This is a genomic window from Corallococcus carmarthensis, assembly GCF_003611695.1.
In the GTDB taxonomy this organism is placed as follows: domain Bacteria; phylum Myxococcota; class Myxococcia; order Myxococcales; family Myxococcaceae; genus Corallococcus; species Corallococcus carmarthensis.
The window spans coordinates 1-11,515 of record NZ_RAWE01000278.1 but is presented as its reverse complement, the minus strand read 5'-3'; the positions used below and the strand labels follow the sequence as shown (position 1 = coordinate 11,515).

The 11,515-nt window shown below is 70.6% G+C and carries 12 protein-coding genes and 1 pseudogene; 2 read left to right on the top strand and 11 right to left on the bottom strand.

Going from position 1 to position 11,515, the window contains the following annotated elements; genetic code table 11:
* From D7X32_RS39825 to sppA, 9 genes and pseudogenes are all read right to left on the bottom strand, one after another.
* Window positions 1-376 (bottom strand): annotated as a pseudogene (locus D7X32_RS39825) (hypothetical protein); the annotation flags it as partial.
* 1 nt (window position 377) lies between these two features.
* Window positions 378-1,154 carry an enoyl-CoA hydratase-related protein gene (locus D7X32_RS39820; protein ID WP_120607741.1) on the bottom strand — a complete coding sequence of 259 codons (777 nt, stop codon included), beginning with the start codon at window positions 1,152-1,154 and terminating at the stop codon, window positions 378-380.
* A 20-nt stretch (window positions 1,155-1,174) separates the two neighbouring features.
* On the bottom strand, window positions 1,175-2,023 hold the full coding sequence (locus tag D7X32_RS39815) for a 3-hydroxyacyl-CoA dehydrogenase family protein (RefSeq protein ID WP_120607740.1): 849 nt from the start codon (window positions 2,021-2,023) through the stop codon (window positions 1,175-1,177).
* A gap of 59 nt (window positions 2,024-2,082) precedes the next feature.
* Window positions 2,083-2,529, bottom strand: coding sequence for a hypothetical protein (locus D7X32_RS39810; RefSeq protein ID WP_244239446.1), 447 nt, complete (start codon window positions 2,527-2,529; stop codon window positions 2,083-2,085).
* Window positions 2,530-2,533: 4 nt separating this feature from the next.
* Entirely contained in the window at window positions 2,534-3,043 is a 510-nt protein-coding gene (locus D7X32_RS39805; RefSeq protein ID WP_120607739.1) for a hypothetical protein, read from the bottom strand.
* A gap of 28 nt (window positions 3,044-3,071) precedes the next feature.
* Window positions 3,072-4,160, bottom strand: a complete 1,089-nt coding sequence (apbC, locus tag D7X32_RS39800; protein WP_120607738.1) for an iron-sulfur cluster carrier protein ApbC — start codon at window positions 4,158-4,160, stop codon at window positions 3,072-3,074.
* Between the two features lie 154 nt (window positions 4,161-4,314).
* A complete protein-coding gene (locus tag D7X32_RS39795; RefSeq protein ID WP_120607737.1) occupies window positions 4,315-4,917 on the bottom strand; it encodes a hypothetical protein in 603 nt (200 codons plus the stop codon).
* Window positions 4,918-4,998: 81 nt separating this feature from the next.
* The gene (locus D7X32_RS39790) at window positions 4,999-5,745 is read right to left on the bottom strand and encodes a TFIIB-type zinc ribbon-containing protein (RefSeq protein ID WP_158625845.1); all 747 of its coding nucleotides are present in this window, start codon (window positions 5,743-5,745) and stop codon (window positions 4,999-5,001) included.
* 10 nt (window positions 5,746-5,755) lie between these two features.
* Window positions 5,756-7,444 carry a signal peptide peptidase SppA gene (gene sppA / locus D7X32_RS39785; RefSeq protein ID WP_120607735.1) on the bottom strand — a complete coding sequence of 563 codons (1,689 nt, stop codon included), beginning with the start codon at window positions 7,442-7,444 and terminating at the stop codon, window positions 5,756-5,758.
* A gap of 79 nt (window positions 7,445-7,523) precedes the next feature.
* Here sppA and D7X32_RS39780 point away from each other — a divergent pair, with 79 nt between their 5' ends.
* Window positions 7,524-7,877 carry a hypothetical protein gene (locus tag D7X32_RS39780; RefSeq protein WP_120607734.1) on the top strand — a complete coding sequence of 118 codons (354 nt, stop codon included), beginning with the start codon at window positions 7,524-7,526 and terminating at the stop codon, window positions 7,875-7,877.
* Window positions 7,878-7,890: 13 nt separating this feature from the next.
* Here the strand turns inward: D7X32_RS39780 and rtcA are convergent, their stop codons facing one another.
* Entirely contained in the window at window positions 7,891-8,967 is a 1,077-nt protein-coding gene (gene rtcA / locus D7X32_RS39775; protein WP_120607733.1) for an RNA 3'-terminal phosphate cyclase, read from the bottom strand.
* A gap of 101 nt (window positions 8,968-9,068) precedes the next feature.
* On the bottom strand, window positions 9,069-11,003 hold the full coding sequence (locus D7X32_RS39770) for a CocE/NonD family hydrolase (protein WP_120607732.1): 1,935 nt from the start codon (window positions 11,001-11,003) through the stop codon (window positions 9,069-9,071).
* A 296-nt stretch (window positions 11,004-11,299) separates the two neighbouring features.
* Between D7X32_RS39770 and D7X32_RS39765 the strand changes: the two genes are divergently transcribed.
* On the top strand, window positions 11,300-11,515 hold a 216-nt coding region (locus D7X32_RS39765; protein WP_147450455.1), incomplete at its 3' end, for a hypothetical protein.

The following is an 11,515-nucleotide window of genomic DNA, read 5'->3' as shown; positions in this document are numbered from 1 at the left end:
CGCCGAAGCGGGACGTGTCCGGGAAGGCATACGCGCGTGCGCCAGCGAGCAGGCGGAAGGTGGACGGCCGCAGGCGCAGCTGGGGCTCCACGAAGGGCGACAGGATGAGCGTGGGACTCAACACGCCGGGTACGTCCAGTGGCGGCGTGGCCCAGGGGTGGATGGGCCAGGACAGCACCCAATGGGCGCCGTCACCCCATTCGCGGCGGAGGTCCGGGATGGCGGGCTCCAGGAAGCACAGCGTGTAGAGACACAGCGTGCGCTTCCAGGACACCAGGGCCGGGGCGTGGTCCAGGCGCTCGGACTCGGACTCCGCCCGGGCCGGCGGCGCGGCCAGGAAGCACAGCAGGCTCCCGGCCGCGACCGCGTGCTTCACGTCACTTGCCCTGGAAGTTGGCCGGACGCTTGGCGAGGAACGCGGCCATGCCCTCGCGCTGATCCTCCGAACCGAAGAGGACCGCGAAGCCCTGGCGCTCCAACTCGTTGGCGGCGCGCAGGTCCTGATCCGCGCCGTACTCCACCACGCGCTTGGCCTGGGCCACCGCGAGCGGGCCGTTCTTCAAGATCTTGGCGGCCACCGCCTTGCAGTGCTCCATCAGCTTGTCCGCGGGCAGCACCTCCAGGACCAGGCCGATCTCCTTCGCCTTCGCCGCGTCGATGCGGTCCGCAGTGAAGAGCATCTCCTTCGCGCGGGCGCGGCCCAAGAGGCGCGTGAGGCGCTGCGTGCCGCCGAAGCCGGGGATGACGCCCAGGGTGACTTCCGGCACGCCCAGCTTGGCCTTCTCCGACGCGTAGATGAGGTCGCAGCCCAGGGCCAGCTCCAGGCCGCCGCCCAGCGCGAAGCCGTTCACGGCCGCGATGGTGGGGATGGACAGGTTCTCCAGGGACGCGAAGACGTGGTGTCCCAGCGCGGAGAACTCACGGGCCTGCGCGGCGCTGATGGTGGACATCTCCGCGATGTCCGCGCCCGCGACGAAGGACTTGTCCCCGCCGCCGGTGACGATGAGCGCGCGCGTGTCTTCCTTCAGCGAGCGCAGCGCGTGGTCCATCTCGTGGAACGTGGCGCTGTTGAGCGCGTTGAGCGCCTTGGGCCTGTCCACGGTGAGGATGGCGATGGCGCCGTCCTTCTCGAACTTGATGTTCTGGTAGTCCATGTGTGGTGTCTCCGGAAGGCCTAGTACTTGTAGAAGCCGCGGCCGCTCTTCTTGCCGTACCAGCCGGCGTCCACGTACTGACGCAGCAGCGGGCACGGGCGGTACTTGGAGTCACCCAGGCCCTTGTGCAGGACCTCGGCGATGTAGAGCACCGTGTCCAGGCCGATGAAGTCCGCCAGCTGCAGCGGGCCCATGGGCTGGTTGGTGCCCAGCTTCATCGCGGTGTCGATGTCCTCCGCGGTGCCCAGGCCCTCCATCAGCGCGAAGCAGGCCTCGTTGAGCATGGGGATGAGGATGCGGTTGACGATGAAGCCCGGGTAGTCCTTGGAGACCACCGTCGTCTTGCCCATGCGCTCGGCCATCGTGCGGATGGTGGCGTAGGTCTCATCGCTCGTGGCGGCGCCGCGGATCAGCTCCACCAGCTGCATCACGGGCACGGGGTTCATGAAGTGCATCCCGATGACGGACTCGGGGCGCTTCGTGGCCGCGGCGATGCGGGTGATGGGGATGGAGGACGTGTTGGTGGCCAGGATGCCGCCGGGGCGGACCACCTCGTCCAGCTCCAGGAAGATGCGGCGCTTGAGGTCCTCGTTCTCCGTGACGGCCTCGATGGCGACGTCCACGTCCTTCGCGTCGCGCGCGCTCGTGAAGGTGGCGAGGTTTCCTTCCGCGGCCTGCTGCTTCGCCGCGTCCAGCTTGCCCTTCTCCACCAGCTTCTTCAGGCCGGCCTTGATGCGGTCCGCGCCCTTGGCGAGCCCGTCCTTGTTGACGTCCACCAGCGACACGCGCAGGCCCGCCTGGAGCGCCACCTGCGCGATGCCCGCGCCCATCTGCCCTGCACCGACGACGACGATGTGTTCCGTAGCCATGGCGTCTTCTCTCCTGTGCCGGCGGCCATAACGCACGCCTCCAGGAGGGTCAACGCCGGTCAACGACTGGCGGCGGGGAGTCGCAGCTGGCGGACGATGGCCTCACCCTCGCCCACCGTGAGCCGCTCCTCCAGGCGCACGCGCGGTTCGCGTCCCTCCACCTTCACGAACAGGAGCGCGCGGAAGGTGCCCTCCGGCAGGCGCATCTTGAACGTCACCTCCGGGGGCGGGCCGTTCGCGAAGAAAAGCTCCTCGCGCTTGAGGATGTGCTCCTCGTCGTCCAGCACCTGGAGGTCCACGGCGCGCGCGCTGTTCCAGCCGTCTCCGGTGAACTGGAAGATGAGCTGGCGCTCCGGCAGGTCCGTGGCCTTCCACAGCCAGAGCCCCACCGCCACGATGGCGATGAGCGCCAGCCGCTTGGGCAGCGGGTGCGTGCGCCAGCCAGGACGCGGCTTGGGAGGCACCGGGGCTTCCGGCGCGGGCGGCGCGGTGACTTCTTCCGCCACGTCCCTACTCCCGCTTCGAGCGCTTGGAGGCCGGCCGGCGCGCGTTCACGTCCGTGATGACCACGCGCGCGGTGGGCGCCTCCGCGGACTTCTTGGAGGCCTTGTGATGCGGCTCCGGCGCGGGCGCCTCTTCCGCCTTCTCCGACGGCACCAGGCGGATCTGCGCCTTGACCTCCACCGTCATGCCGGAGAGCAGCTTGAGGAACTCATCGCGCAGCTTCTCCGACTGCATGAAGCGGCGCAGCTCCTCCGTGACGACGCGGCTGATGTCGTCCTTGGTCTTCTCCGCCTGGGAGAGGATGAAGCCCAGTGCTTCCTTGGGGAGCTTGAGCTGGCCAGCGAGGGCACGGATGCCCTCCTCGCCCATGAAGACCGCGCCCATGCCGGCCACCGCCATGCGCCGCACGAAGTCCGGCACGAAGCCGCCCGAGCGGTTCTCCCTGCCGGACTGCTGCTCCGAGTCGTCGTCGAACAGCGGATCTGGCGGGAGGTCGTCGTTGCCGGCCGGGGCCATGCGGGGTCTCCTTCTCTACGGTTGAGCCCTACCGGGCCTGCATCACCGGCAGGGGCACGCTCTTCATGGTCTGCGCGGACACGCGGCCCGCGATCGCGCGAGCGACGTCCTGGAAGGCCTTCGCTTCCGGGCTGTCCTTGTGCCCCACCACCACCGGCACGCCAGAGTCTCCCGCCTCACGCACCTTGAGGTCGAGCGGGATCTCCCCCAGGAATGGGATGCCGAACATCTCCGCCGCCTTGTGCCCGCCGCCGTGGTTGAAGATGGGCGTGCTCTTGTTGCAGTGCGGGCAGATGAACTGGCTCATGTTCTCCACGATGCCCAGCACCGGGATGTGAACCTTGTCGAACATCTGCTTGGCGCGCACCACGTCCGCCAGCGCCACGTCCTGCGGCGTCGTCACCAGCACCGCGCCCGCGGCCCGCACGGACTGCGACAGCGTCAGCGCCACGTCGCCCGTGCCCGGAGGCAGGTCCAGGATGAGGTAGTCCAGCTCGCCCCAGTTCACGTCGCGCACCAGCTGCATGAGGGCGCCGTGGAGCATGGGGCCGCGCCAGATGAGCGCCTGATCCGCTTCCACCAGGAAGCCGATGGACATGATCTTCAGGCCGTGCGCGACCAGCGGATCCAGCGTCTTGCCGTTGGGGCTCACCGGGCGCTTGTCCGAGGTGCCCGTCATCAGCGGCACGGAGGGGCCGTAGAAGTCCGCGTCCAGCAGGCCCACCTTCGCGCCGTGCTGCGCGAGCGACGCGGCCAGGTTCACCGCCACCGTGCTCTTGCCCACGCCGCCCTTGCCTGCGCCCACGAGCAGGATGTTCTTCACGCCCGGCAACAGCGCCCCGCCGCCACCCGAGCCACCGGCGACGCCGCGCACCTGGGCGCCCCACTCGATGTCGAAGGACTTCAGGCCCGGCACCGCCTTGAGCGCCGCCTCCGCGTCCGCCTGGATCTTCCCCTTCATGGGACACGCGGGCGTGGTCAGCTCGATCTTCAACTTCACCGTGTCCCCGGTGACGCGCACGTCCTTCACCATGCCGGCCTTCACCAGGTCGACGTGCAGCTCGGGGTCGATCACCTTCGACATGGCCGTCATCACATCAGCCTGGGAAACGCTCATCGGAACACCTGAAACCTTTTGAAAACGGGCGTTTGCACGCTTGAAGGGGGGCGGAGATTGCCAGCACTCCGGGGGCTGTCAACGTCGTTTAACGCACATCTCCGCAGGTCGCCCGGCCATCCACCGGCCCGGGATCGCGCCCGGCTTCTACCCCTCATTCGATGGCCGCCACGCGGTATTCGCCGTCTTCCAGCACCAGCCGCACGGCGCGCTCACCGCCCAGGGGGAACAGGGCCTCGCCCGCCGCCACGCGCACGTGGGTGTTGAGCGCCAGCCGGGCGCGGCGCAGGCGCTCCTTCGCCAGGGGCTCCCGTTCGAAGTCCTCGCGCAGGCGCTCCGGCGTGTAGCGGGCCCTCAGCGGCGAGGCGAGCAGGCCCCACGCGCCCTTCCAGTCGCGGGACTCCACCTCATCCAGGAACTTCTTCAGCGCCGCCCGGGGTACGTCCGCGGGGCGGGACTCCACCACGCGCCAGTCCTCGCCCTGCCGGGCCAGCGTGACGGACGGGGCCCGGGCCTCCAGCACGCCCGTGCCCGAGCGCACGGCGGCGGCGCGCTCCCTGCGGGCGGCCGCGTCGGAGTACTCGTCCAGGAAGGCACCCTCGCCCTCCGGGCCGCCGGTCGTCAGGCGGTACGCGTCCGACAGCCGGTTCTCCTCCAGCGCCTTGGCGTACGCCTCCGCCACCGAGGCCGGTTCGCGCGAAGCGGTGGCGCAGGCGGTGCCCAGCAACAGGAGGCTCAGGGGAGCAAGGCGGGTCATCACTGGCGCGGCAGGGTAGACCCCGGCCCCGGGGCGGGCAATGTCCGGGCGTGCTCCGGCAGGCGGGCGGCGCCCGAAAGGTCAGCGGCGCAGCAGGCGAAACAGCCAGATCACCACGTCCGCCAGATCGAAATCATCCGACATGTCCATGGACGGCATGGTGCTCGCGTCGCGGCTCTTGGGCAGGCTGTCGCCCGACACGGCGCCCTTCGGACGGTGCTCCCGGCAGTAGAGGTCGCCGTCGAGCGCCCAGGCGTGGGGCACGGAGATCTGGATGCCGCAGTGGACGCAGGCCAGCGGGGAGCGCACACCCAGGCCGCCCGTGGGCGAATCCGACGGCGGCAGCGGGGCCGTGGCGCCCGGGCCCTTCCACGGATCCGCGCCCCCATCCGTCGCCAGGGCGACCTCCCAGCCCTTGGACGACACGGGGGCGGCCTTGGGGGGCGTCACGGTGGCGTTCTCCAGGGCCTCGAACTTGCCCGAGTCCAGCCAGGTGCCGCCGCAGTGCGTGCACAGGTCCACGTTGCACACGCGCGCGTTGACCAGCGCCAGCCGCGCGCCGCAGCCGGGACAGCCCACGGGCTCACCGTCGCAGGTGGCACAGACGGCCATGGCCCGCGGAATCAGGTGCCCCCCCTTCCGGCACCGCGACGCGGCCTGCCTCGCCGCGTTCAAGAGCGGCTTGAGCGACGGCCGGTCCGGAAAGCGCTCCAGCTCTCCCCGGTCGAAGTACAGACCGTTGCAGCGCGGACAGACGTCCACCTCCACGTCGGAGGCCTGGACGACGTTCAACGTCTGGTTGGGGCAGACCGGGCAGGAGCGGACCATGCCGCGCATGCTAGTCGATGCGGCGGGACGTCCCGAAGCCCTGAAGGCTCCATGCCGCGGTGCAGAAGGCATACGTGGCCGGGTGCGCCGCGCCCATCAGCAGCTTGAGCAGCGACAGCTTCGCGCGGGAACCGCCGTAGCGCACCAGCTCGAAGTCGTCCGACGGGACGCGCGCCTCTTCCAATGCGTGGCGGCAGACCTCCTCGAAGCCGCCGATGCGGTCCACCAGCCCCGCCTCCTTCGCGCGCAGCCCTGAGTAGACGCGCCCTTCCGCGCGCTGGTGGATCTCCTCCTTCGTCCGGCCTCGCGCCTGGGCTACCAGCTCCAGGAAGGCCTGGTAGCCCTCCTCCACCTCGCGCTCCAGCGCGGCGCGCTCGTGCGGCGTGAAGCCCCGCGACGAGGAGAAGAAGGCCGCGTTCTCGCCCCGCGCCAGCGTGGTGCGGTGGATGCCCAGCTTCTCCAGCAGCTCGCCGTATTCGAACTTGCCCACGAAGATGCCGATGGAGCCCACGACGGCATGGGGCGCGGACCAGATCTCCTTCGCGCCGATGGCCGCCATGTAGCCGCCGCTCGCGCAGACCTGATCCACGTAAGCGATGACGGGCTTCTGCTTCGCCACGCGCTTCACCGCTTCCAATATCTGCTCCGACGCGAGCGCTGATCCGCCGGGGCTGCCCACCGCCAGCACGATCGCCTTCGCGCGCCGGTCGCGCCCCGCCTGCCGCAGCGCCTTCACCACCGAGTCCGCCGCCGCGAACCGGCCCGCGCCGCCGCTGCCCGGGATGATGATGCCCGCCACGTCCACCACCGCCAGCCGGGGCTTGCGGCGCAGCCGGCGCCACTTCACCGGCGGGAACGCGAGCGTCTCCAGGTACGCGTCGTACGTGGGCACTGGCGGCTCCTCGTCCTTCTTCGCCTCCAGGCCCAGGTGCGCGCCCAGGTCCGCCTCGTGGACCAGCCCGTCCACCAATCCCGCCTCCAGCGCCCGCTTCGCGCTGTAGGGCCCCGAGTCGATGATCGCCCGCGCCTCCTCCGGCGTCTTGCTCCGGTCGCTGGAGATGGCCGCCACCAGGACGCCGTAGCGCTCGTCCAGGAAGGACTCCAGCGTCTGGCGCTGGATGTCGGACACCTTGCCGTCCGTGAAGAGCTCCGGCGCCGTCTTGTAGTCGCCGCGCCGCGCGAAGTGCGCGTGGATGCCCACCCGGCCGAAGGCCTCGCCCAGCACCGTGGCCTCGGCGGCGTAGCCCACCAGCTCCACCCTGCCCATGGGGGCGAGCAGCACCTCGTCCGCCGCGCCCAGCACGGGGTAGGCGTCCGTGTCCACCATCACCGCCCAGGACACCACCCGCTTGCCGGCGGCCTGGAAGTCGGACAGCAGGGCCCTCAGGGCCTCCCGCCGGGCGTCCGGGATGCCCAGGCCTTCAATCTCCAGGAGGATGCCCTCCACCTTCGGATCCGCGGCCAGCACCTTGAGCGCCCGGCCCAGCATCTCCAGGGACGTCACCGTCGCGGGCTCCACCGGGCTACCGCCCAGGCGGAAGCGCGGCATGGGGCGCGGGCGGTACGGGAGGTTCCCCGCGAGCCGGAAGCGGATCCACGTGGGTCGCTTGCGCGCCGCCATCAGACGAAAGGGCAGGCCCAGGAGCAGCCGCAGCCCCAAAAGGAGGTTCGCCAGGAGGAGGAAGGGAAGGCGGAGCATCCCGCGCGCCTAACGCCCCGCGCCGGGCGAAGCAACCCCTGTTCACCCGCGCCGGGAGGCTCTGTTAGGCTCAAGGCCCATGCCCTCCCCCTCCCTCCCCCGGCTTGTTCTCGTCCTCGCCCTCGTCTGGGGCGGCGCTGTCCTGGCGCAGCCCCAGCGCCGGCAGCCCCAGGAGTTCCAGAACCGCAAGGAGTTGACCCAGGCAGAGAAGGACGCCGCCAAGGCGCGTGCCATGGGCAACAACCTCAACGGCTACGGCAAGGACGTGCAGATCAAGGAGACGCCCATTCCCTGGATGGCCATCGGCCTCGTGGGAATCGTCTTCCTCGTCGCCACGCCCTTCGCCATCCGCGCCTACCGCGGCACCGTGCGGGACATGTCCGACACCAACACCTTCGGCGCCCGCGGCAACGCGACCGAGGACGAGGCCTAAAGCCCCGCCCGACTCACGCCGGACGGACCTCCACGCTTCCGCCCGGCTCCACCTGGATGTGCACCGGCAGGAAGCGCCGCAGCACCTCCGCCTGGACCGTCAGCTCGCCGGTGACGCGAGCGGCGGTGAAGCGCGTGGTGCCCGGCGTCACCGCCCCCAGCCTCCCTGACGCCAGGAGCGCCGCCGGCAGGAGCAGCTGCTCCGCCAGGTGTTCGTCCAACGCGCCGCCTGTCTCCATGAAGCGGGTCAGCGCCTCCGCCGCCTCGCGCCCCACCCCTTCGGCGTCCAGGCCGCGTTCGCCCAGGGACGTGAAGCCCGCCACGGTGTGCTCGAACTGCGCCAGCACGAACGTCGCGGACCCCTGCGAGCGCGTCACCGCCAGCGGCCGGTTGTCCGCTTCCGCCAGGATGCCCCGCTCGCGCAGCGCGGCCACCGCGGCGCGGGACTGACGCTCCGCCACCGCGAAGGGCAGTCCGGCCACGAAGGACATCACCCGCACCTCGCGCAGCACGCCGCGCGCGGGCAGGTCCACGCGCACGGGCGGTTCAGCGGGGGCGCCCACCTCCGCGGTGAACTCGCCCGCGCCCTCCGGGTGGAAGCCCGCGTGGGTGAGCGACAACTGCACGGGCACCCCGTACGCGCGGGCCACCGGCAGCCATGCGCCGACGAGCGCGTGGAAGCTGGGCCCGCCTCGCACGTGCGTGCCGCCACGCAGCGTGAGCCGTCCGCCGCCCGCGAGCGCCAGCGGATACACCAGACACTGGAAGAGCCGGGGCGTGCTGCCGGACGCGCCGGCCTCCAGCAGGTAGTCCCCCGCGCGCACCGGGCCGGGGGTGAAGCGCAGCTCGGTGGCGCCCACGATGGCGCCCTCGCTGGTGCCACCACACAGCGCCTCCGCGCCGCGCACGTAGGCCAGGTGCTGGGGACGCAGGCCCGGAGGCTCGCGGTGCTCGCGCAGCCCGGTGAGCTGGAAGGGACGGCCGGTGATGAGCGACAGGGACAGCGCCGAGCGGAGGACGTGGCCGCCCCCCTCCCCCAGGCTTCCGTCGAGCAGCACCCGCCCGGCGTCGGGCCGGTCGTGACCGGTCATGTCCCTCCCGTCATGGCGTGTCATGGCGCGCGGCCTGGCAGCGGCCGCCCGCGTGTTGGCGGGCGCGGAGCCTAGCAGACCGCGCGCGGGGGGACGGGGAACTACTCGTCCAATGCGGGCAGGACGTTCACCTTCAGCGCACTCGGCTGAGCCGCCGAGTGGTGCAGCCGGTGCATCGCGCGCACGAAGTCCGCCGGCTTCGCCTCGTAGATGCTGGGCACGAAGGTCTGCGGGTTGCGGTCGATGAACGGGAACCAGCTGGACTGCACCTGCACCATCAGCCGGTGGCCGCGCTGGAAGGTGTGGAACACGTCGTTGATGACGAAGCGCACCTTCGCCACCTCGTTGGGCGTGAAGGGCTTGGGCTGCGAATAGCTGTCGCGGAAGCGGCCGCGGAACGGCTCGCCGCGCACCAGCGTCTGCTGCGCGCCCCGGTTGCGCTCACCGGACTGATCCTGCTCCTTCGTCCAGCCGGGCATCTTCCCCGGGTTCACGTCCACCAGCTTCACCACCCAGTCCGCGTCGCTGCCGGTGGTGGAAACCCACAGCTCCGCCTCCAGCGGGCCCGCGAGCGTGAGGTCCTTCTCCAGCGGCTCCGTCTGGTAGGTGAGCACGTCCGGCCGGCGCGAGGCGAAGCGCTGATCCTCCGTCATGTACGTCTTGGACCAGCCGGGGCTCAGGTCCTGCGTGTACGGCACGGGCTTCGCCGGGTCGCTCACGTATTCGTCGAACGACGGCGCCGCCGCCTTGGGCGCCTGGAACGTCAGCGTGCCCTGCGGCTGGAAGTACAGGCGCGCCTCCTTCGTGCCCTTGGGCGGCCACGCGTCCAGTTGGCGCCAGCGGTTGGCGCCGCCCTCGAAGACGAGCGCCTCCGGCACGGCCGCGTCCGGGCCTCCCTTCAGGTGCTGCTTGAAGAAGGCCAGCACCAGGTCCTGGTACGTGGCGCTGGTGGGGAAGCCGAACTCCGCGTCCCCCAGCGACGTGCCGTCCGAGCGCATCCAGCCGCCGTGGGGCCAGGGGCCCATCACCAGCGTGTTGGCGATGCCGGGGTTCTGCTTCTCGATGGCCGCGTAGGTGCGCAGCGGCCCGTAGAGGTCCTCCGTGTCGTACCAGCCGCCCACCACCATCACCGCCGCCTTGATGTTCTTCAGGTGCGGCAGCAGGTTCCGCGACTGCCAGAAGGCGTCGTAGTTGGGGTGCGCGACGATGTCCTTCCAGAAGGCGACGTCGCCGTGGAAGTGCTTCGCGTCCGCGTTGGCCACCGGGCCCAGGTCCAGGAAGAACTGGTAGGCGTCCGGGGTGCCGAACTCGAAGGGCTTCCACTCCACGTCATCGGTGGGCGCGGGGCGCGGCTTGCCGAAGACGGAGAAGAAGCTGAAGGCCAGCTGCAGGTTGAGGGCGCCATGCCGGTGCATGTCGTCCCAGAACCAGTCGCCAATGGGCGCCTGCGGCGACACGGCCTTGAGCGCGGGGTGCGAATCGATGGCGCCCGCGGCCGTGTAGAAGCCCGGATAGGACACGCCCCACATGCCCACCTTGCCGTTGTTGTTCGGCACGCGCTTCATCAGCCAGTCGATGGTGTCGTACGTGTCGCTGCTCTCGTCCACCTCCTTGCCGCGCTTGGCGTCGAGGTGGGGGCGCACGTTCATGAACTCGCCCTCGGACAGGTAGCGGCCGCGCACGTCCTGGAAGGCGAAGATGAAGCCGTCCTTCTCGAAGGCGGGGGCGCCCAGACTGCGCGGATAGCGGCCGGCGCCATACGGATTCACCGAGTACGGCGTGCGCAGGAGCAGCACGGGGTAGCGCTTCTGGGGGCTCGCGTCGTTGGGGACGTAGAACGCCGTGAAGAGCTTCACGCCGTCGCGCATGGGGATGCGCACCTCGTACTTCGTGTAGTGCGACCGGATGTACGCGGCGCGTTCGGCGTCCGGATCCGCTGGGGGCTTGGGCGGCGCGGCGGGGGCCTGCGCGAGCGCGGGACCGGCCAGGGAGAACAGCGCGAGCGCGGCCACGAGGCCACGGCGGTTGAAGGACATGCTCCCCTCCTCTTGCGGAAAATGCGGGGGAAATGCGGAGGAAATCCATCTTGGGCGATGCCGCCGGGGCAAGGAAGCTGGATCGCCCGCCGCATCGCGCCGCGCCCGGAGCATGCAAGGTTTGCACAGCCTCCTCGCATGCGCCGCCGTGCAGCGCTTGCATTCACGGCAAGGTTTGCACGCCTGGCACAAATCAGACATGCGTTGTCAATATCAGCCTCGCCGCCCGTTCCTTGGGCAGAGGGGACGCGAGGGTGCGCCCCACGGATTCGAAGGCTTGAGGGAGAGACGGACACATGAAGGTGACCGGCAGGACGTGGACGCGGTGGGGTCTGGTGATGGGGATGCTGGCGGCACTGGGTGCGGAGGCGGATCCGCCGCCGGTGAACAGCGCGCAGGGCTCGCGGCTGCACGGCACGGAGCGCTTCGAGACCGTGAACATTCCGCTGAGCTCCATCGAACCCGCCGGTACGCCCGCGGGGGTGGACTGCTCGAACGGGGCGGGGATGTTG